The 20,651-nt window shown below is 44.2% G+C and carries 18 protein-coding genes, 1 other RNA gene and 1 pseudogene; 6 read left to right on the top strand and 14 right to left on the bottom strand.

The features are described 5' to 3' along the window. Nucleotides 1–46: 46 nt before the first annotated feature. Nucleotides 47–916 (bottom strand): aldo/keto reductase, encoded by an 870-nt coding sequence (locus tag LDK34_RS08790; protein WP_178942545.1) that lies wholly within the window; start codon nucleotides 914–916, stop codon nucleotides 47–49. Nucleotides 917–1,108: 192 nt separating this feature from the next. On the opposite strand from LDK34_RS08790, the gene LDK34_RS08785 reads away from it, so the two are divergent. Continuing rightward, the gene (locus tag LDK34_RS08785; protein WP_178942546.1) at nucleotides 1,109–1,801 is read left to right on the top strand and encodes a YoaK family protein; all 693 of its coding nucleotides are present in this window, start codon (nucleotides 1,109–1,111) and stop codon (nucleotides 1,799–1,801) included. A gap of 80 nt (nucleotides 1,802–1,881) precedes the next feature. Here the strand turns inward: LDK34_RS08785 and LDK34_RS08780 are convergent, their stop codons facing one another. Beyond that, nucleotides 1,882–2,760: a DegV family protein gene (locus tag LDK34_RS08780; protein ID WP_178942547.1), complete on the bottom strand. Its 879-nt coding sequence runs from the start codon at nucleotides 2,758–2,760 to the stop codon at nucleotides 1,882–1,884. 162 nt (nucleotides 2,761–2,922) lie between these two features. Further along, complete coding sequence (locus tag LDK34_RS08775; RefSeq protein ID WP_178942548.1) at nucleotides 2,923–3,354, bottom strand: MarR family winged helix-turn-helix transcriptional regulator; 432 nt, start codon at nucleotides 3,352–3,354, stop codon at nucleotides 2,923–2,925. Between the two features lie 210 nt (nucleotides 3,355–3,564). On the opposite strand from LDK34_RS08775, the gene LDK34_RS08770 reads away from it, so the two are divergent. Then, nucleotides 3,565–5,271 carry an NFACT RNA binding domain-containing protein gene (locus LDK34_RS08770; RefSeq protein ID WP_178942549.1) on the top strand — a complete coding sequence of 569 codons (1,707 nt, stop codon included), beginning with the start codon at nucleotides 3,565–3,567 and terminating at the stop codon, nucleotides 5,269–5,271. A gap of 99 nt (nucleotides 5,272–5,370) precedes the next feature. Here the strand turns inward: LDK34_RS08770 and LDK34_RS08765 are convergent, their stop codons facing one another. The 7 genes and pseudogenes from LDK34_RS08765 to LDK34_RS08735 form a co-directional block, all read right to left on the bottom strand. Further along, nucleotides 5,371–7,959, bottom strand: coding sequence for an ATP-binding protein (locus LDK34_RS08765; RefSeq protein ID WP_178942550.1), 2,589 nt, complete (start codon nucleotides 7,957–7,959; stop codon nucleotides 5,371–5,373). Next, complete coding sequence (locus LDK34_RS08760) at nucleotides 7,959–9,038, bottom strand: carbamoyl phosphate synthase small subunit (protein WP_017261839.1); 1,080 nt, start codon at nucleotides 9,036–9,038, stop codon at nucleotides 7,959–7,961. The genes LDK34_RS08765 and LDK34_RS08760 overlap by 1 nt, the downstream gene beginning before the upstream one ends. A gap of 33 nt (nucleotides 9,039–9,071) precedes the next feature. Beyond that, nucleotides 9,072–9,608, bottom strand: a complete 537-nt coding sequence (gene pyrR / locus LDK34_RS08755; RefSeq protein ID WP_178942551.1) for a bifunctional pyr operon transcriptional regulator/uracil phosphoribosyltransferase PyrR — start codon at nucleotides 9,606–9,608, stop codon at nucleotides 9,072–9,074. A gap of 15 nt (nucleotides 9,609–9,623) precedes the next feature. Then, a complete protein-coding gene (locus tag LDK34_RS08750; RefSeq protein ID WP_236941731.1) occupies nucleotides 9,624–10,550 on the bottom strand; it encodes an RluA family pseudouridine synthase in 927 nt (308 codons plus the stop codon). Nucleotides 10,551–10,755: 205 nt separating this feature from the next. Continuing rightward, nucleotides 10,756–11,202: pseudogene (gene lspA / locus LDK34_RS08745) on the bottom strand (signal peptidase II); the annotation flags it as partial. A 48-nt stretch (nucleotides 11,203–11,250) separates the two neighbouring features. Next, nucleotides 11,251–12,915, bottom strand: a complete 1,665-nt coding sequence (locus LDK34_RS08740; protein WP_236941725.1) for a formate--tetrahydrofolate ligase — start codon at nucleotides 12,913–12,915, stop codon at nucleotides 11,251–11,253. Nucleotides 12,916–12,977: 62 nt separating this feature from the next. After that, a complete protein-coding gene (locus LDK34_RS08735; RefSeq protein WP_178942553.1) occupies nucleotides 12,978–13,358 on the bottom strand; it encodes an EbsA family protein in 381 nt (126 codons plus the stop codon). Nucleotides 13,359–13,416: 58 nt separating this feature from the next. On the opposite strand from LDK34_RS08735, the gene LDK34_RS08730 reads away from it, so the two are divergent. Both LDK34_RS08730 and LDK34_RS08725 read left to right on the top strand, forming a co-directional pair. Next, nucleotides 13,417–13,824 (top strand): ribonuclease HI family protein, encoded by a 408-nt coding sequence (locus LDK34_RS08730; protein ID WP_420871567.1) that lies wholly within the window; start codon nucleotides 13,417–13,419, stop codon nucleotides 13,822–13,824. Between the two features lie 327 nt (nucleotides 13,825–14,151). Continuing rightward, nucleotides 14,152–14,430 (top strand): hypothetical protein, encoded by a 279-nt coding sequence (locus LDK34_RS08725; protein WP_178942554.1) that lies wholly within the window; start codon nucleotides 14,152–14,154, stop codon nucleotides 14,428–14,430. 114 nt (nucleotides 14,431–14,544) lie between these two features. Here LDK34_RS08725 and LDK34_RS08720 read toward each other — a convergent pair whose 3' ends face one another. The 4 genes from LDK34_RS08720 to LDK34_RS08705 all read right to left on the bottom strand — a co-directional run bounded on the left by LDK34_RS08720 (nucleotide 14,545) and on the right by LDK34_RS08705 (nucleotide 17,334). Further along, entirely contained in the window at nucleotides 14,545–15,693 is a 1,149-nt protein-coding gene (locus tag LDK34_RS08720) for a THUMP domain-containing class I SAM-dependent RNA methyltransferase (protein WP_236941724.1), read from the bottom strand. Between the two features lie 205 nt (nucleotides 15,694–15,898). Then, nucleotides 15,899–16,275, bottom strand: an RNA gene (gene rnpB, locus LDK34_RS08715) — RNase P RNA component class B. A gap of 25 nt (nucleotides 16,276–16,300) precedes the next feature. Continuing rightward, nucleotides 16,301–16,705, bottom strand: a complete 405-nt coding sequence (gene gpsB, locus LDK34_RS08710) for a cell division regulator GpsB (protein ID WP_178942556.1) — start codon at nucleotides 16,703–16,705, stop codon at nucleotides 16,301–16,303. Nucleotides 16,706–16,773: 68 nt separating this feature from the next. Further along, entirely contained in the window at nucleotides 16,774–17,334 is a 561-nt protein-coding gene (locus LDK34_RS08705) for an SLOG family protein (RefSeq protein ID WP_178942557.1), read from the bottom strand. Nucleotides 17,335–17,705: 371 nt separating this feature from the next. Here LDK34_RS08705 and recU point away from each other — a divergent pair, with 371 nt between their 5' ends. Beyond that, nucleotides 17,706–18,320 (top strand): Holliday junction resolvase RecU, encoded by a 615-nt coding sequence (gene recU / locus LDK34_RS08700; RefSeq protein ID WP_178942558.1) that lies wholly within the window; start codon nucleotides 17,706–17,708, stop codon nucleotides 18,318–18,320. An 18-nt stretch (nucleotides 18,321–18,338) separates the two neighbouring features. Next, nucleotides 18,339–20,636, top strand: a complete 2,298-nt coding sequence (locus LDK34_RS08695) for a transglycosylase domain-containing protein (RefSeq protein ID WP_178942559.1) — start codon at nucleotides 18,339–18,341, stop codon at nucleotides 20,634–20,636. Nucleotides 20,637–20,651 lie beyond the last annotated feature (15 nt).

Raw genomic sequence — 20,651 nt, 5'->3', positions numbered from 1 at the left:
TGCCTGCGTAGTTAGTGGTCGATGAAGTAACTTAACGCAAGCTGATTTATTTATGATTCTGATTGTCGTAGGTCGTAGAACGCTTTAAGAACGCTTCATCGTTAGGATCTGAACCCACCCGACCGTTGCGGTCTAACGTCGCAATGGTGCGCATCTCTTCAGGCGTTAACGAAAAATCAAAGATGTCCGCATTTTCCTCGATTCGTTGCTGATGAACGGATTTGGGGATGACCACCTCACCGCGTTGAACGTGCCAGCGTAGAACAATTTGTGCCGCACTCTTATGATGCTTAGCGGCCAAGTCAACGATCGCCGGATCACTGAGCACGTCACTCTTGCCACCGCCCAATGGACTCCAGGCCTCGTGAACAATATGGTTGATTTCACAGTACTCATGGACTTCATTTTGTTGCAAGTATGGATGTGTTTCAACTTGGTTAATCATCGGTGAAACCGTGGCCGATGCCATCAAATGTTCAATGTGCCGTGGCTCAAAGTTGGAAACACCAATTGCCCGAATTTTACCAGCATGATAAAGGTCTTCCATGGCCCGCCAATTTTCTTCGTAGCCAGCAGCCGGCCAGTGAATCAGATACAAATCCAAATAGTCAAAGCCTAATAGGCTTAGTGACCGGTTAAATTGATCAATTGTTTCCTGATAACCGCGGATATTATTCCAAACTTTGGATGTGACAAATAAGTCTTGTCGTGGCACACCGCTTTGACGAACACCATCGCCGACAGCAGCCTCGTTTCCGTAAAAACTAGCCGTATCAATATGACGGTATCCCGCTTTCACTGCGTCAACAACACTGTCAACGACGACTTGCGGATCATTGACACGAAAGACGCCTAATCCAATTTGAGGGATTTCAACGCCATTACTCAATGTGATGTTAGGAATGTTTGAACTCATGTTTGTCATCCTTTCTCAAATAAACTTACTCGTCCATTATCTCGTGAATGCCGCCATGTTTCAAACCCATTCGTTTAAGAAAAAAATCCGCAGTTTCAGTCGTTATCAGCACGCAGTAAATAATTGACGTAGAATTAAAGATAGTATGTAAATCTGATGAAATGCAATCAACTATGAAAGTTGGTGATTCTTATGCAAAGCGCTACGGTAATTAACGATCACACATTTATCATGAAAGTCAGAACTGCGATTCTGCTTGCCTTTATTGGTGGGATGGTCGATGCCGATTCTTTTTGGTTTCACGGCGGTGTTTTTGCAAGTCTGCAGTCTGGTAACCTGATTCTTCTTGGGATTAACATTGCTCGCGGACACTGGGTTGGCGTTTGGCATGGGTTGGTCCCATTGCTGATTTTCTTTTTGGCCGTTGGTGTTACCCGGATCATTCAGCAAACTATTTCTGTTCGGTCACTTCGCCAATGGATACGGATAACCATTGCTGTCGAATCGCTGTTAATTATCCTATCGGCTACGCTCAACTTCCTACCTAATATCGTCATCACGTCGGGACTCTCGGCCGTATCTGGGATTCAACTACAATCCTTTCGTAATATCGACGGTGTGACGTTTAATTCGACCATGATGACGGGTAATATTCGCGCTTGTGCGGCCTTTTTATTTGGTGGCCTCTGGCAACATGATTGGGTAGTGGTTAATCAAGGGCTAAAACTGCTCGGCATTTTCTCCGGCTTTTGTATTGGCGCCGTGACACTTGTCTTTCTAAGTGATCAATTCGGGCAGTTATCGTTGTTGCTAGCGGTAATCGTTTTAATCATTATTTTAGTGGACCTGTTATCCACACATCTCACTGATTTAACTGAAAAATAAAAAGTCATTTTCACGCTTGCACTGTCATCAGACAGTACCGTCGTGAAAATGGCTTTTTAAATTAGCAATCAAAATCTTAGTTAATCTTTATAAGCACGTTTGTAATCAATGACCCAAGCTAGGGCAAGCGCTTTTTCACCTAAATGAGCACCGATAACTGGCCCGAAATAACTTAGCTCAAACGGCATTTCAGGAAATTGCTTGGCTAGCTTGTCCCGCCATGTTTGTGCAGCAACTGGATCATTGCCATGGATGACGATGCCTCGTAGCGGATAGTCAACTTTTGCCTGTGCTTCAGTAAACAATGTTTCCACTCTTGCCAGCGCCTTTTTAGTGGAACGCACTTTTTCGAAAGCGACAATTTCATGCGTGTCGTCATCAAATGTCAGTAGTGGTTTGATTTTTAACACAGACCCAATGAAAGCTGAGGCGTTGGACAACCGGCCGCCACGCACCAAGTTCTGTAAATCGTTAACCACAAAGTATTCACCCATCGTGGCGCGCATTTCTTCCAGCCGAGCAATAATTTCATCAGCATCAGCACCATTCTTAACCATGTGCGCGGCTTCCAGAACCAAGTATCCCATCAACCTAACCGTAATTTGCGAGTCAAACGGAATTACTTTGATTCGATCACTAACTTCACTAGCGACGCCTTGCAATGAATTGACAAAGCCGGAGATGGTGGATGCTAAGTGAATGCTAATTACGGTGTCATAACCCTCATCAGCTAAGTGATTATATAAATCAATCATCTCACCTAATGGTGGTTGCGACGTACTGGGAAACGATTTTGATTCGCGCAACAACTGGTAAAATCCTTCCGTACTAATGTCGACACCCTCGTCAAAGGTCTTGCCGTCCACAACAAACGGAATCGGAACCACGTGAATATTATTTTCATCAACTTCAGTTTGCGACAGGTAACAGGTACTGTCTGTAACCACGGCAATCTTCATAAGCTCTCGTTAGCCTTCTTTTTTCCAAAATGTATTTTTCAATTCTAACACACATCAAAAAAAGCGACTACCACTCATCGACAAAATGATGGTATCGCTTCTATTGAACATAAATAATAGTGCCTTAATAATAAAAGTCTCTTTATAAATAGTAACTAAACACTAGTTAACGCCGTTTTTATTTGTTCGGGATAAGCTCGTTTCTAACCGATTTAACAAAATCTGTAGCAAGTTTTTTTCTTCATCTGTCCACTTGTCAAATACCGTAGCTGTGAGTTGTTCGTACCCTTGGTTGATATCAGCCAATGCCTGTTGGCCCTGTTCCGTGACGTGATAAATGAGTTGCCGGTGGTCACGGCCAGTTGCTTCTTTGTCGATCATGGCTTTAGTACCGAGGCTCTTGAGCTGACGACTCAATGTAGATGTGTCAAGCGTAGTGGCAGCTGACAGCTGTTCCTGCGTTGTGTGACCGTCCGCCAAATTCATCAACAATTGCCATTCTGCAATGGTTAACTGATATTGTTTAGTTAATGCTAGTAATTGTGCTCGATGAATTTTTTCACTATCTCGTAAGGCTTCTAAACTCTGTTTCATATGTATGTACCTGCATTCGTTAATATTTTCTTAACCTGTATTGTATTGTACAATATCAAACTTGTGCTTTACAAGTACCATTATTCAATTCTTTATTTTGCCTTGTAAATTAGAGACGTCTATAATGATAAAGACTGTTCTGTAGTTTACTTGATCAAAAGCAGACTAACATTAATCACACAATCAATCTTATTAAGGAGGTGCTTTGAAATGTCCTTTGATGGCGCTTTTACGCATGCAATGGTTACCGAGTTGCAACAGACCTTAACGGGTGGTCGAGTTGCTAAAATATCACAACCCTATCCTAACGAAGTTGTTTTGACCATTCGCAACAATAGCCAAAATTATCCTTTGCTACTGTCAGCTCACCCAACCTATGCACGTTTGCAAATCACCCGCATTCCGTACGCCAATCCTGCAACGCCAAGTAACTTCACCATGATGTTACGGAAATACTTGGATGGCTCAATTCTCAATAGTTTGGAACAAGTCGAAAATGACCGGATTGTCCGTTTGGCATTTAACACCCGCAACGAATTAGGTGACCAGGAGACAATTGCCCTCACCATTGAAATGATGGGCCGGCACAGTAACGTTTTTCTAATTGAACAAAGTGATAATCGCATTCTTGATCTTATTAAGCACGTTAATCCAGACCAAAACCGGGTTCGTTCATTGCTGCCTGGAGCTACTTACATTGCGCCGCCAAAACAAGACGACGTCAATCCGTTTACGACCAGCGCCAACATTAACGATCTAGTTCGTGATTATCCTAATGAAGACGTTTTGGCTAAGCAGCTGCAGCAAACCTTTCAAGGGTTGGCCCGCGATACAGCATTAGGGTTAGCTGGTGCATTACATGCCACTAACGGTAGTGTAGAAGAACGTTTCACCCATTTCTTTGCGCAATTCAATCAACCGGTACCGACATTAAATCGGCTCAAAAATGGTAAAACAAGTTTTAGTGCGTTTGCGATGCCAACACCCAACCTTGACGATACACAAACATTTGCGACCCTTAGCGAGCTGTTAGACTTTTTCTATCAGGATCGGGCCGAACGTGAACGTGTTAATGAGCAGGCTGGTAACCTGATTCACATTGTTCGTAACGAACTCAAGAAAAACCGTAGCAAGTTGAAAAAATTGCAGCAGACCATGGCTGAGACAAATCAGGCCGATAGTTTTCGAATCAAAGGTGAATTGCTGACGACTTACCTCAATCAGGTCAAACGTGGGATGACTGAAATCACCTTGCCTAATTTTTACGATGATGAAAAACCATTAAAAATTAGCCTGTCAAATCAGATTGGACCATCTCAGAACGCACAGAAATATTTCAATCGTTACCAAAAGTTGAAAAACGCGGTTGCTTATGTGACGGAACAAATTCGCCTCACCCAAACCGAAATTGATTACTTGAGCAACATCCAGGCCCAAATTGAGCTTGCCAGTCCGAAAGATATCAATGAAATTCGTTTGGAATTACAGCAACAAGGTTATATTCGAGTTCATCGTAAACGCGGTAGCAAGAAGCCACGTTTACAGATTAGCCAGCCAGAAAAGTTTCATGCTAGTGATGGGACATTGATTTCCGTTGGTAAAAATAATCTTCAAAATGATAAACTTACCCTCCACACAGCTAAAAAGACGGACATTTGGTTGCATGTGAAAAACATGCCTGGTTCGCACGTTATTATCCACAGTGCTGACCCGTCGGACGAGACGATCGATGAAGCAGCCAACTTAGCCGCTTACTTCTCTAAAGCCCGTGATTCTGCCAGTGTGCCGGTTGACTATGTTCAAGTCAAGCGTGTCCACAAGCCCAATGGGGCTAAACCTGGTTTCGTTATTTATGAAGGTCAGCAAACAGCCTATGCTACGCCAGATGCTGAGCTAGTTAAAAGACTACGCAGTTAAACCAACAAACATCATGCATTTAACGTAATCAATAAAAAAGGATTCGCGCAAAATTGTGCGAATCCTCTTTTTGTCCCGCCGTGGATCAGCTAGCGATTGTTAGTTAATGATTTTAAACTCGTACGGAAACTTCACATTAATTTTGGCACCTAATTTAAACTGGGCGCCGGCCAAGGGTAAATTGGCACGCCAACGCGTATCAAGATCAACAGGAATATCGACCATTTCGACATCCCCACGCGTGGCAGTGATAAATGGTCCTTGACTGAAATCACGCCGATCAGCGGCCGTTGTTTTGTCTAATAAGGCGCGTACCAGCATGCGAATCCAGTTAATGCCTGTGCCCTTGTTCAACAAGCCAAACTCTGGGAATGGTAAGGCAGTGGTGACCATTCTTGAATGCCCACTGAATGCAGAGAATAAGGTATTATAAAAACCACTTTGTCGCATGGAACCAGGTTCCGCATCGATCCCTGGCACGCCTTGGTTGTCAACAACCAGTCGATGCGTCGGAGCATGATAAGCCGTTTGGGCAATTTCAACTGGGTCAGCGACGCCAATTTTATTAGTATGGTAAACAACCCTGGTTAAGAATTGGTCGCCATCTTGAGCTGCCTTGCTGGCCTTGTCTTTGTTAATCACAACGACGTTAATGTGACGCAATCGCAATGCACCGATTAGCTTCAGTCGATTGCCAGGCACAAACACCCAACGTGGGTGTTCCAAGTCAATGATGCTTAAAATATCCGAAATTTCCTGAGGCTCCAAGTACTGTTTATCGGTCAACTGTGGGATTAAGCTAATCGCGTTGGGGTTATTATTGACAACTACCGTTTTGATACCTTGTTGATGCAATTCACTGATCACGGTGCTCATCACGTATTCTCCAGCAGCTCCGTCACCGAGCCGAAAAGCACCAGTTGTGACCACCAGCGCTGTATTATCAGCCAATGGTCGACTTTCATTTTCCAGTTCGTACGTTGAATAAAATGTTGGCACTACTTCTGAAAACTCACCGGCAGTCGGTTCAACGGTTTTATAGGTTGGAATGATGCCTGCGGTATGTGCTTGGTTCATAACGGCATCTGCATTTGTCTGCCATAGCTGAGCAATAAGCCCATCACTAAAGCCATAATACTTTGCCCGTTGCAACCATTCTTCAGAGCCTGCGTGGGCTGCAATATCAACTTCCAGATTATAAATGTTGCGTAATTTGTGAAAATAAAACTCATCGATCTGCGTCAGTTCGGCTAATTCATCTGATTGATAACCGCGGCGAATTGCTTCTAGCAACAGCATCATACGGTTATCATGGGGGTGAATTAATTGCTGAATCAGATCGTTGTCTGATAATTTTGATAATGCATCAAAAGCGAAATCGCGATTGTGATAGTGAGCCGCCCGCATCGCCTTTAACATGGCTTCTTCCAGTGAACGACCAATGCCAAGCGTGGCACCTACCGATTTCTGTACAGTTGTGAGCTGACGGTCCACTTTCACCCCACGTCGTTCCGCTTCATCAAAAGCAAAGATCGGAAAGCGGACAACAACGTGATCTAGTACCGGTTCAATTAACGCCGTCCGTTTCGCAAAACGACTCGACAACCGAACCTCAGGCAAAGAGATGCCCGTCATGACATTAGCAGCCACCAGTGCAATCGGATAGCCACTAGCACGCGACAACATGGCCGAAACGCGATCGTAGTAAGGATTTACTTTCATAATAAAGTAATTATCCAACACCGGATCCAGCGCAAACTGAACGTGCATCACACCGACGATATGTAACCGACGGGCAACGCGAAATGCTGCTTGACGCAACTTTTGATACTCACGATCCGTTAAGGTTTGAATTGGGGTCACTTCAATGGAATCCGCCGCGTGAATGCCAACTGGATCCATGTCTTCCATGGCACCCAGTAAGAGCTCAGTCCCACGTGCATCTCGGAGGACCTCGAAGGAAACCTCTTTCAGACCGACAATACTCTGATCCACAATCACTTGACGTGTGCGTGAGCGCTCAAAAGCGGCTGATAGGGCAACATCCAATTGGTCCGCATTTTCGGCCAGTACACGATCACCCTCACCACGCGGCGCCACGGACTTAACAATCACCGGGAATCCGACCTGACGAGCAATATCAAACGCATCGGATGTTGTACTAGCTACCTGCGACGTAATCACGGGTTCGCCTAAATCACGAAGTGTCTGATTCATTAACGCAGGATTATTGATTAAGCGAACTGTCGTCAATGGCATCCCCAAAACATTAATGTGCTTGTCATCCAAATAATCGTGGGCGATCAATTCCTCAACAGTTCTCATGGCAGTAAGTCCGCCAACTGTTGGCACGATGCTGGTAATATGTTCACTTTCGATTACCTGGCGCACCGTGGCAGCATCAGATGGATCGCCCATAATCACTGTCGCACCGCATGCATTTTCCATTGAAAACGAAAACGGATTGTTGTTTAAATAAACCGTATCGTAGTTGTGTTTATGAAGGACACTCAACGTTTGATACGTCGCAGCATCTAACTCCGTTTCGTGACCAAAATCGTTCGGACCGTCACCAATCACTAACAGGCGCTGGTGAACAGACGCCGTTTTTTCTGCTGAGTGCTCGGCTTGATTAAATGCCGCAAGCTGAGCAGTCGTTTGTGCACCCTGACTTGTTTCTTCTGCCATTAATGCTGTTCACCTCTAATTCCTGTGAGCTCGATGAAGTCGTCAAACACTTGGGTTGCTTCCCACGGACCCGGCGCAGCATCCGGAAAGAATTGCACCGAAAATGCTGGATAATCACGGTGACGTAACCCTTGGATTGAACCATCAATCAAGTCAATATGCGTAATCAAAAGTTGATCACGGTTGATACTATCACGGTCAACACCGTATTCTTCGGCCTGCGCTGCATACATAATCTGATTAGTAATGATTTCACGGATGGGATGATTCATTCCCTGATGAGCAACTGGCAGGCGTTGAATCGTTGCGCCATTAGCCAGCGCAAATAGTTCGTGACCTAACCCGATACCTAATAACGGCACGCGCGTTTCTAGCGTTTTAATGGTCGTCAAGATGTCCTTACCAAGATCACGCGGATCCCCTGGTCCACTAGACAAAATAATGCCATCTGGATCGAGGTTAAGAATATCATCAGCGGTCGTCGTGTATGGCACCACAGTCACATTTGCGTCACGAACCGCCAGTTCCCGTAAAATACCGCTTTTTAGACCAAAATCCATGACCACAATATTATGACCCATACCTGGGTTAGCATATGGACGTGGTGTGGCCACCTGTGAAACTTGCTGATTTGTCAGCACAATGGCGTTAAGTTGGTCAAACGCATGCTCATCGGCAACATCCACAATACTGGCGTTAAGACCATTATGGGTTCTCAACTTACGGACTAATTGCCGTGTGTCAATTCCGGAGATACCGGGAATGTTGTGGACACGTAGAAATTGATCCAAACTTAAAGATCGTTGTCGATTGGTGGACACTTCTGCCACTTCACGCACCACGACCCCTTTAGCAGTCGGCAGAATTGATTCATAACTTTCATGATTAACGCCCACGGCGCCAATGGTTGGTGTGGTAAAGACAATTATTTGATTGTGGTAAATCGGATCAGTAATAATTTCTTGATACCCGGTGACACTCGTATTAAAAACGATGGTGCCGCTTGTGGTTGCCGGCGATCCAAACGCTTGACCTTTATAGGCCGTGCCATCTGAAAGAATTAAATAGCGTTCTGTCATCTGCACGTTCCTTTCTATCTGGTACCTTGTCTGTTAATCTTTGCCGGTAATGATTTCAACGCTATCCTTACCATCAACTTCGTTCACTGAGACTTGGATTCGTTCGTTTTGGGCCGTTGGAATATTCTTACCAACAAAGTCAGCACGAATTGGCAACTCGCGGTGACCACGATCAACCAACACCGCTAGGTTAATACTATTGGGCCGGCCTAAATCCATAATGGCATCCATGGCAGCACGAATGGTCCGACCAGTAAACAAAACATCATCGACCAATACCACCTTTTTATCCGTTACAGATGTACTGAGATTACTGATAGCAGCCTTAGTTGTTGGTTCTGAATTCGCAATGTCGTCACGATACCCACTAACATCCAATTGGCCAACAGGAACAACTGTATCCTCCAGCTGATGTAAACGTGATGCGATTCTGTCAGCTAAATAGACCCCGCGTGTTTTAACACCGATCAAAACTAAATTTCCAATCCCACGATTACGTTCAATAATCTCGTAGGTGATTCGAGTCAAAGCCCGTTGCATCGCCATTGCATCGACAACTTCTTTTGCCATTTTGAGTTACCCCTTTTATTTATTTTCTTGTTCATCCAGCTGTTTCAACATCTTGTTAAACCACGCTGGTAACGGAATTTCAAACCGCATTGTTTTACCAGTACGGGGATGAACGAACCCCAAAGTTTGTGCCGTTAAGTACTGACCATTACCTGGCAGTGTCTTTTTAGGCCCGTATAACGGATCACCAGCCAGTGGATGCCCAATATAGGCCATGTGGACACGAATCTGATGCGTCCGTCCCGTTTCTAGTCGACAGCTAATCAGCGTGTACTGTTGATATCGTTTGATTACATGAAAGTGCGTCACTGCAGGCCGGCCATCTTTAACGATCGCCATTTTTTTGCGGTCCTTTGGAGAACGGCCAATTGGTGCATCAACGGTACCATCATCTTCGCTAATGACACCATGAACGAGCGCAATGTACTGGCGCTCATTTGTTTTAGCTTTGAGCTGTGCAGACAGACTCTGATGGGCCAAATCATTCTTGGCAACCATTAATAATCCAGACGTATCCTTGTCAATTCGGTGGACAATCCCTGGACGCAAACTCCCATTGATCGTTGACAACGGACTATGCGCTAACAACGCGTTGACCAATGTATGGTCCGGGTGCCCGGGTGCAGGATGAACCACCATTCCTTGCGGTTTATTAACGACAATAACATCGTCATCTTCATACACAATATCTAATGGAATATCTTCAGGGCCCAAGGCAATGGGCGTCGGCGTTTTGGGCACAAACGTCACCTTGTCACCAGCGGCCAGTTCATCTCGTTTTTTAACGTCTTGACCATTAACGGTAACCCGGTGATCAATAATGGCACTTTGCGCCTGTGAGCGTGTGATGCCGGCTAACTGACTTAAAACCTTGTCCAAACGACCGATTTGTGTCGTGATGATAAAGGTTTGCGTGGCTGGTGTGGTAACTTGAGCTGCCATGCTGTCATATTCTTGGCGATGCGCTTTCGCATCAGGTTGCACATCAGTCGCTGATGTACTGGTTGTTTCGTTTCTATTCATAGTTGTGTCAATTAATCCTTAATTATTTTGCTGCGTGTCGGGGACCACTGTGTTTAATTGGTCGATTATCTTTTTTAGGGGTCTTAGCCTTCTGTTTAGAACTTGCTTGACTGTGTCCTGTTGGATTGTCATCACGGTCAAAAATCACCGCAACAATCAACAAAATCACGCCAACCGTGAGACACCAGTCAGCAAAATTACTGATTGGGAAGCTCTTCATGAAGTCCAGTTGAAACATGTCGACGACATAGCCCAAACGAATACGATCAATAAAGTTTCCGAGTGTTCCAGCCATCATAAAACTGATGCCCCACATGTATAACCGCTGGGCGCGTAACCGCCACATCGCATAAGCCAAGACGATAACCGCCACAATTGTAATCACAATAAAGATGTCAATGCGGCCCGTCAAAATCGACCATGCGGCACCATTATTTCTAAGGCTCGTTAATGATAACAGTCCGGGGATGAACGTATGCGTACTACCTAAGGCTAGATTATTCGCAATATAATACTTGATACCTTGATCAGCACCCACCAGCACAGCAATAAAAATCCAGTAATATATCATTGGCGTAACGTGGCTCGTGGCCACAACTCCTTTTCATCAAGCTGATTATTAGAAAATCCCTGAAATCTTGCCGTCATCTGTAATTGCCATGTCTAAAGCGGCAGGATGTTTCGGCAGACCAGGCATCGTTAAAATGGAACCAGTTAAGGCCACCATGAACCCGGCGCCTAAACGAGGTTCAAATGCTCGAATATGAATGTCAAAGTCCTTCGGGGCACCGAGCTGCTTTGGCCGATCTGTTAGTGAATACTGCGTTTTTGCCATGCAAACAGGTAGCTTATCCCAGCCACGCTTTGCGTAACGCCGTAATTGTACCTTGGCATGCGGCTCTAAGACAACACCACGACCGCCATAAATGGTCGTCACAATTTTAGTTGCTTTAGTCACAATATCATCGTCAGCATCGTATAATGGCTTGAAGTCGGTCGGTTGTTGAGCGGCACGAACAACGGCGTGAGCTAACTCAGTTGTCCCATCACCGCCATGTGCCCATTCATCAGCTTCCAGAGCCTCTACATTGAACTGTTGACAGTAATCCTGGATCAACTTAATTTCTTCTGAAGTGTCTGATGTAAATGCATTAATAGCAACAACAACCGGCACTTGATAACGTTGCATACTTTCAATGTGTTTACCAAGGTTGGCAAGCCCTTTTTGCAATGCATCAAGATTTGGTGTTGTCAAATCAGCAAGTGCTTGGCCACCATGCAACTTGAGTGCACGAACAGTGGCCACCAAAACAACTGCGTCCGGTGTTTTACCTAGGACCGGTACTTTGATATCAAGAAACTTTTCGGCACCCAAATCAGCCCCAAAGCCAGCCTCTGTAACGGCATATTCACCTAATTGTAGGGCTGTTCGGGTTGCCAACACACTGTTACAACCATGAGCAATATTTGCAAATGGACCACCGTGGATGATGGCTGGTGTGCCTTCCAAAGTTTGAACAAGATTTGGCTTGATTGCTTCCTTGAGGAGCAAGGCAATGGCACCGCCAACCTGTAGGTCAGCGACGGTAACTGGTTGCCGATCGTAATTTTCAGCGACAACGATGCGGTTGATTCGTGTTTTTAAGTCGTGCAGATCAGTTGCCAAGCATAAAATGGCCATTAACTCACTGGCAACAGTAATATCAAAATGATCTTCCCGAGGCATACCAGAGGTTGGACCGCCCATGCCGATAACCGTATTTCTAAGCGCACGATCGTTAATGTCCAAGACACGGTGAAAACTGATCCGTCGTGGGTCAATATGCAGCTCGTTGCCTTGTTGAATGTGATTGTCAATTAACGCGGCCAATGTGTTATTGGCAGTTGTTAAGGCATGAAAATCGCCGTTAAAATGCAAATTAATGTCTTCCATTGGTGCAACTTGTGCATAACCACCACCAGTGGCACCGCCTTTCATTCCCATCACGGGGCCTAAGGAAGGTTCGCGTAAAGCCAAAACGGCCCGCTTACCAATCTTGCGTAAACCATCGCCAAGACCAATCGTAACTGTCGTCTTACCCTCACCAGCCGGTGTTGGATTAATTGATGTAACCAACACCAACTTGCCAGATTGACGTTTGCCAGTTAACGGCAAATCAATTTTGCCTTTGTAACGGCCATATGGTTCAATTTCATCCTCTGTTAAACCTGCCGTCTCGGCAATTTCACTAATTTTACGCAATTTAGTTTGTTGTGCAATCTCAATATCTTTTGGTTGTGTCATGAACAACTTCCTCTCCTCAGACCGTTTAGGGCGTCTGCTATAATAAACTTATTGGGGTTGGTCTAGTCAGCACTAACAATGGTTTTAATCTTAGCCAATGCGTGTTTGGTTACGCGGAATCGATAATGTTTGCCACCCAAAGAAAAACTCATGGTGCGACCACTAAGTGACAATTGTTCCAATTGATGAACATTGACAGTTAGTGCTCTGGGCGCCAGCATCCGACGAACAATTAGGTTTTGCCCGGTAAAAACCAGTTGACGGCCTAAAAGTTCCCAAGCAAGCAATAAAACAAATAAACAAGCGATAATAATCGCCGGCCAGTTAAACCGCGCCATTTCATACTGAAAAATCACGCCACCGCAAAAGAAGATGGCGACCCATGACCAAATGATAACTGCAGTTAAACCGCTTGGCCGATAAAAAAAACGTTGTGTGTGCATCGACGTACGAAACCCCTTTCTTTCAAACACTTCTATTTTACCAAATTTAAGGACTAAGATGATGATCAAACTTTATACAGATGCGGCGAGCGTCGCAACTCATCCAAAAATAACTCAAATTCCCAGCGGTGCGGGCATTCTTCTCGTTCAGAATGGTCACCAGTATCCCTTCAAACAAACAATCAGTGCTCTTGATAATCATGCCGCTGAATTTCAGGCTGCTATCCTTGGCTTTAAGGAGGCTCAAAAATTGAGTGAGCCGGAAGAAACGGTGATGTTTTTTACGGATAGTCGTTTGGTAGCAGATGCTGTCGGTAAAGGCGTTATGAAACATTATCCAGACCTAACGCAAAAGTTACTGGCCCTCCAAGATTCGTTTTCATTAGTCATCACACAGTGGATTCCCGACCGTCAGAACATGGGTGCTCACAGACTTGCATTACAAGCACTACATCAAGCGCATTAAGCGTAGCATATCGAGAATTTATCATAGCTGATTGACGACAATATTTAACGGATTTCAATATTTCGTCCAGTGTCTGTTATTCGTTTAATCACAAACGACCGCATGCAATTTAGTTCCGCCTTTTGACTGGCATTGGTTAATACTTAACCCTGCTTGCGCGTGTTAATTACGATTGCTTGAAATTATAAGTTTTCGAGTATAGATTAATAACAAGCACATGAATGACGTGTTGATTGTAGACCTTCAATCACGATACCTTGACCAACTTTTTGTACAACGTTCAGTTGCCACTCAGCTAATTAAGCTGTTTTTTTGGGGGGTGTTGTTATGTTAAATGCAACGAAGCTTGAAACAACTAAGTATTATCCGTCTAATCCACTGAAAAGACTCAGTTTCATCACCAAATCAGTGTTGCTTGTAACCTCAATTTTTGTTTATAACGAAACTGGATTAGGGCTGCTAGCCATTGCTGGAATGGTATCTTTAAACGCTCATTTCATGACATTTGAGGACACTGCCGACAGAAACCCGCTGAATCTTGTCGATTTAGTTGTATCGGTTTTGCTTATTATTCTCACAACCATTTTAATGATTATTCGATCTTGATTAAGCTGGGGGTTGACTAACTGAAATAAACGCAAAATATTCGAAAAAACCGACTGGAATTATTTTCCAATCGGTTTTTTGATATTCGGCTCCCATGTCTATTCATATAGACTTCTACTTATTATCATGATGCCAAATTGGTTTGCCCCAGTATTGGTACAAATCTGTCCGTAAAGCCCCATTATAAAGTTTACGTTTCTTAGTCGCTCGCTGACCGTACGCGGCCTCGAAATCTAAATCACTGGTCAAAATGTATTTACTCCACGTTGTCAGCGGTTTGAATGCTTTTCCCATTCCCTTATATAAGGCACGGACGGCTGTTTGATCGCTCAAACGTTCCCCATATGGTGGGTTGGCAACAATAACGCCGTTAATTTTGTCGGTCGTTAATGCCGTTACATCTGCCACACTAAAATGGACATCTTGGCTCAAACCAGCTGCTTGAGCATTCTTTTTGGCAATGGCAACCATTTCAGGATCGTTATCACTACCAGCAATGTCAAATTCGCTATCATAATCGGCTGCGGCATCTGCTTCGTCCCGCACGGTGTCTGCCACTTTAGAAGAAACCCATGGCCAGCTTTCACAAATAAAGTGGCGGTTGTATCCAGGAGCAATGTTACGTGCAATAAGTGCTGCTTCAATTGGTAAAGTTCCTGACCCACAAACAGGATCAAGAAATGGCATGTCAGCGGGGGTCCAATGCGTTAATAAAATTAATGCAGCTGCCATATTTTCTTTCAGTGGCGCGTCCCCTTTAGCTACTCGGTAACCACGTTTGAACAATGAATCTCCGGTTGTATCCAACGTCAACATTACTTGATCTTTATTGATAGCCACTTCCAGTGGAAATTTAGCGCCCGTTTCTGGTAATCGGGTTCGCCGGTGGTAAACGTCACTTAACTGAGTAACGATGGCTTTTTTTACAATTGCCTGAGCATCGGGAACACTATGCAGCTGTGAATTATGTGAACGCCCTTCCACTGGAAAATTAGCGTCCATTGGCAAAAGCTCATCCCAGGCCACAGCCTCAGTCTGGTCAAACAGTTCGGTAAATGTTAGCGCAGGAAATTCCTTCACCACAATTTTGATACGATCAGCGGTCCGTAACCATAGATTGGTCCGTAATATATCTTTAACAGTGCCGTTAAAGCGGACACGGCCATTTTCAACCTGGGTTTCATACCCTAAATCTCTCAGTTCGCGACCAACCAAGGCCTCAATACCTGCGGCACAAGTCGCAATTAATTGAAATGTTTGCATCTTTACTCCTTACTATTTTGTGAGTGACTGTAATTGAGTCAGTTGCTACTTTGCAATTACTTATGCTCACCAATTCGATAACCATCTTACCATTTGCATTAGCAAGGTGCTACCTAATTAGGTAATCAGTACAAGGTCGTTGATTTTCTAATGCAAAGTACAAAAAAGTCCTTCTCACACGTGAGAAGGACTGCCTGTTGCAAATTTCTGTAAGCCATGTTTTGTACTTCGTAGATCTCAGGCGCAATCTACTCCGTGGTAATCATCTATCTCAAGGTCAAAGACCTTCCCCCACAATCAGTTCAGTTACCTATGTGAAGCTCCCCTACCGTAGTTTGGGTTTCCCGCTCGAGGGGTTTACCGCGTTCCACCCAGCATGTTTCCATACTGGTTTCGTCACTGTGGCACTTTTCAGGGATACTAGCGCATAGCCGAAGCCTTAGCAACGTTTTCCCGCCGTTACCTTCAAAAGAAGGCACCCCAGCTTATTTTTTCACTGAGCACGAACACTACAGGCATCACAGCCTGTGCGAGCATGGACTTTCCTGACACAACATAAGTTATGCCCAATTACCCGAAATTTGCAATATTTGGTTAACAAATAAAATTAGTCGTTCCAACCAGACTGAGAACCGGTGCTAAAAGTGTCTTGGCCCTTCTGGTTGTTGGCACCATTATCCAGCTGAGAACCAAATACATGGCGTTCCAAATTGCTAAGCCGTTTTAAAATATCCATGTTAGTTACGCTATTATTAGCCTGACTAGTGGACGTTTCAACGTTGCTTTGAACAGATTGACGAGCGTTAACTTGACGAGTTAAATCATCAACCTTCCCGGACAACTGTTCGTTTTCGGCGCGAAGTTGAGAAATTTCACGATTGAACATTTCGTAATCTTTGATTACAAGGTCCAAGAAACTGTCAACGTCCGTTGGATCGTAGGCGGTTCCCATTCGTTTTTCCTTAAATTCCTTTTGCAGAATATCCTGCGTCGTAAAGTTGATCTCTTGCATGAACATTACACCTCATCATCTATCTGTCGAAACACGACTTTAAGTATTGTATCGCATGTTGACGAAAATTAAAATGACTGTCGATGATTTTCTTGATATTCATCGGCACTCTCTTGCAACCAGTCGAAATCTATGAGGGTCATTTCATAAGGATGCTGGTTGTTAAAAGCCTTGATGGCTAAGTAATCGTACGTTGGTTTACCCTCGTGTTCTATATCATATACTAAAAGTGCCGCATCTGTATGTGAAAGCATAAAGGCTTGATAATTTTTTAATTGTTGGGGCGATTGATAGGATTGCTTTGAAACTGAATCCGAAAAATCAACCCGTTCACGCAGCGTTGCAAGCTGGGCCTGATTGTTCTCATTCCAATTCTGTCCAAATTCAGCAAACGGTAACATCATGGCCACCTTGAGTTGCGGGTAATCAGCCTTGAGGTCGTTGGCAACCTCGATCGTCCACTGTTCAACACCCAGCTGACCACCCGTGATGATCCAGTCAACGCCATTTTCAATTTGGTTCGTCAATGTTTGCCGGAGGGCATATTTTATTACTGTGAGTTTAGGATCTTTACTGCCAAATACGCCCAGTTCATAACTACGATAACCAGTAACCCATAACCGACTCATACTAGTGAATATCCTTCCCGATTAGTTAAAATCAATAAATAAAACTCACATTAGCTATCCTTAATTTTAAATATCATTTTGCCATAAACAAAGTCTGTGACGCAAATTCCTATATAAATCAGTCCATTTTCGTCAAAAATTGCACTTTTTCATCACAAACACATTAAACATAAGTTACGGGTTTGTTAACATCATTACAGTCTCGGAGACTGTTCGGCAAATCTGATATAATGGGAGCAATGTAAGAAAGTGTGGCGAAAATGCCTGCAAGTCTGGTAGTGATAGGGAATTTTAGATATTTAAAAACTAAAATTCAATCACTACCTGTGCTTTTGCGGGCTGTTGCACACAACTAAGGAGTGTGGTCTGTTGTGAACATCCGTTATCCAAACGGAGCAGCTTATCATGGACCAGCAAAGCAGTCCGCCCCCTCGCATACCGGCACCAGAACAAATTATGGTGACCGTGGGATGTCTTTGGAGGCGGAACTAAACGAAAGTAATCAATACTACCTGACGAATGGCATTGCGGTGATTCATAAAAAGCCGACGCCAGTTCAGATTGTGAAAGTTGATTACCCAAGACGGTCCGCTGCAACGATTAAAGAAGCCTACTTTAGGCATCCGTCAACAACCGATTATAATGGTGTGTATCAAGGCCACTACATCGATTTTGATGCGAAGGAAACGAAAAATAAAGTTTCTTTCCCGCTAAAAAATTTCCACGAGCATCAAGTGGAACACCTGCGCGCTTGCGTTCAGGCCGGTGGGATTGGTTTTGCAATCATTCGATTCACCAATGAAGGGGATACGTTCTTGTTACCAGCCTCTGTCTTGTTCAAATTTTGGGACAATCAGGCAAACGGTGGTCGAAAATCGATTCCCCGCGCGGACATTGAAGCAAATGGATATTCAATTCCCTTTCAGCTTAATCCGCTAGTTCCATACCTAAGTGCAGTCGATTCATTGATTGCAAAAGAGAAGTAACTGTTTAAGGAGAGCAACATGTCTGACAATAATGATCAATCTCAGTCACGAATCGCCCGGTATCATGGCGACGATGGCAGTCTACAAACATCCGGTCCCAAACGAAAACGACCACTTTGGCGCACTATTTTATACTGGTTACTTGGCATTATTTTGCTGGGACTCTTGGCAGGTGGCGGATTGTTTGCTTACTACGCTTCCAGCGCGCCAAAAATTACGACTGCGCAGTTAACCAGTCAAAATTCCACCGAAATTTTAGATGACAACGATAACGTCATTTCAAACTTAGGTGCACAAAACCGGACGTACGTGCACTCACAAGATATCCCAACAATATTGAAGCAATCAGTTGTTTCTATTGAAGACCGTCGCTTCTATAAGCACCATTTCGGAATTGATCCAATGCGAATCATTAGTGCAACATTGGCCAATATCCATGGAAGCTCTTTGGGACTACAAGGTGGATCAACGTTGACGCAACAACTGGTTAAACTGTCCGTCTTTTCAACAGCTGCTTCTGATCGCACGTTAAAACGTAAATCACAAGAAGCAGCACTTGCTTATTACGTGGAAAAACATTATTCCAAAGACCAAATCTTAGAGTACTACATTAACAAGGTTTACATGGGTAATGGTGTTTATGGCATGGCTACTGCGGCCAAATATTATTACAACCAGCCATTAAAGAAGCTTAACTATACTGAATTAGCTGTTCTTGCCGGAATGCCTCAGTCACCAACCTACTATGATCCAGTGGCCCATCCCAGTTATGCTAAGCAACGACGCGATACTGTGTTACGCGCAATGTATGAAAACAAAGTTATCAGCAAACAACAGCTAACGGATGGTCTCAACACCCCGATTTCTTCAGGATTGTCCGTTAACCATACTGTTAATGGCACAGATTCAAACGATAAAGTTTTCGATGCCTATCTTCAACAAGTTATCAAAGAAATTGAAAATAAAGGGTACAACCCTTACAAAGAAGGCATTAAGGTTTACACCAACCTTAATATGAACGCTCAGAAACGATTATATGACATCGTTAACACTGATCAGTATGTGGACTTTCCTAGTGACCTGCTTCAAGTTGGTGTCACGATGACAGATCCTCAAACTGGAGCTGTCACAGCCATGATTGGTAGCCGAAAACAAAACGTTGCCTTTGGATTAAACCGAGCCACACAAACGGATCGGTCCTCCGGTTCAACCATCAAACCATTTATGGATTATGGTCCGGCCATCGAGTACAAACAATGGCCAACGTTTAAAACTGTTCAAGACACTAAGTACAATTATCCAGGCACTAACATTCAACTAAACGACTGGGATCAAAAGTATCAAGGTTCCTTAACAATGCGTAAGGCGTTGGTTGAATCACGTAACATTCCTGCTATTCGAACATTGGAAGCAGTCGGCTTGAACCGCGCAACTGAATTTATGACTCAAAACGGCATGAAGTTTAAATCAGCCTTACAATATTCAAATGGGATCGGAGCATATGTTTCCAGTGAACAAGAATCAGCAGCCTTTGGGGCCATTGCCAACGGTGGAACATACCGAGCCCCTCATCTGGTCAATAAGGTCATTACTGCTGACGGTGTTACCCACAAGTTCGACGTAGCCTCGCACCGATCGATGACTTCAGCAACAGCTTACATGTTGACGGATATGCTTAAAGGCGTGCCAACAGCTACTTGGGCCCCTGGCGCGCAAATTCCTGGTTTATATCAAGCCGGTAAAACTGGTCAGTCAGGCTATCCAAGCAGTGTGACGGGTATTCCAGACGGCGCTGTTATGGATGCTTGGTATTCTGGTTATACACAGCACAGCTCCATCTCAGTTTGGACGGGTTATGATCAGCCAAATGAACCAAATCATTACATGACAACAGCACAGTTATCAATCGCAGAGTCCATTTACAAGAACCTCCAAATGTACATGGCACAAACACAAGCCAATGATAATTGGATTCGTCCAAGCAGTGTTCAAGTTGTTCGTCATAACGGCGTTGATGAACTTGCCGTAGTCGGATCAGACTGGAAACAATATCTGAACGAAAAGGATCAAAGTAGCTCCACTGGTTCTTCATCCTCGATGGTTTCCTTCTCTTCTTTCTCACGCGACAACAATTCGAGTTCAAGCACATCCGATAATGCCGCTTCCAGCCGCGAGTCTGAAAGCAACGCTACTCAAGGCGGCAATAATGACAATAGTTCTTCGAACGACACTAGCTCAAGTTCGTCGAGTAGCAGTTCCGAGAGCAATAGCTCATCGAATAGTGAAAACAACAATAACCAAAACAGCAGTCACTAATATTTTTTTACCACT

The sequence above is a fragment of the Furfurilactobacillus milii genome, assembly GCF_021654115.1.
Classification (GTDB): Bacteria; Bacillota; Bacilli; order Lactobacillales; family Lactobacillaceae; genus Furfurilactobacillus; species Furfurilactobacillus milii.
Note: the sequence above shows the minus strand (reverse complement) of the source record. Positions and strands in the feature narration are given on the sequence as shown.

Bases quoted from the DNA above. Each gene is read 5' to 3' on its own strand.
- LDK34_RS08790 (WP_178942545.1), bottom strand. From the start codon at position 916: ATGAGTTCAAACATTCCTAACATCACATTGAGTAATGGCGTTGAAATC.
- LDK34_RS08785 (WP_178942546.1), top strand. From the start codon at position 1,109: ATGCAAAGCGCTACGGTAATTAACGATCACACATTTATCATGAAAGTC.
- LDK34_RS08780 (WP_178942547.1), bottom strand. From the start codon at position 2,760: ATGAAGATTGCCGTGGTTACAGACAGTACCTGTTACCTGTCGCAAACT.
- LDK34_RS08775 (WP_178942548.1), bottom strand. From the start codon at position 3,354: ATGAAACAGAGTTTAGAAGCCTTACGAGATAGTGAAAAAATTCATCGA.
- LDK34_RS08770 (WP_178942549.1), top strand. From the start codon at position 3,565: ATGTCCTTTGATGGCGCTTTTACGCATGCAATGGTTACCGAGTTGCAA.
- LDK34_RS08765 (WP_178942550.1), bottom strand. From the start codon at position 7,959: ATGGCAGAAGAAACAAGTCAGGGTGCACAAACGACTGCTCAGCTTGCG.
- LDK34_RS08760 (WP_017261839.1), bottom strand. From the start codon at position 9,038: ATGACAGAACGCTATTTAATTCTTTCAGATGGCACGGCCTATAAAGGT.
- pyrR (WP_178942551.1), bottom strand. From the start codon at position 9,608: ATGGCAAAAGAAGTTGTCGATGCAATGGCGATGCAACGGGCTTTGACT.
- LDK34_RS08750 (WP_236941731.1), bottom strand. From the start codon at position 10,550: ATGGCAGCTCAAGTTACCACACCAGCCACGCAAACCTTTATCATCACG.
- LDK34_RS08740 (WP_236941725.1), bottom strand. From the start codon at position 12,915: ATGACACAACCAAAAGATATTGAGATTGCACAACAAACTAAATTGCGT.
- LDK34_RS08735 (WP_178942553.1), bottom strand. From the start codon at position 13,358: ATGCACACACAACGTTTTTTTTATCGGCCAAGCGGTTTAACTGCAGTT.
- LDK34_RS08730 (WP_420871567.1), top strand. From the start codon at position 13,417: ATGATGATCAAACTTTATACAGATGCGGCGAGCGTCGCAACTCATCCA.
- LDK34_RS08725 (WP_178942554.1), top strand. From the start codon at position 14,152: ATGTTAAATGCAACGAAGCTTGAAACAACTAAGTATTATCCGTCTAAT.
- LDK34_RS08720 (WP_236941724.1), bottom strand. From the start codon at position 15,693: ATGCAAACATTTCAATTAATTGCGACTTGTGCCGCAGGTATTGAGGCC.
- gpsB (WP_178942556.1), bottom strand. From the start codon at position 16,705: ATGCAAGAGATCAACTTTACGACGCAGGATATTCTGCAAAAGGAATTT.
- LDK34_RS08705 (WP_178942557.1), bottom strand. From the start codon at position 17,334: ATGAGTCGGTTATGGGTTACTGGTTATCGTAGTTATGAACTGGGCGTA.
- LDK34_RS08695 (WP_178942559.1), top strand. From the start codon at position 18,339: ATGTCTGACAATAATGATCAATCTCAGTCACGAATCGCCCGGTATCAT.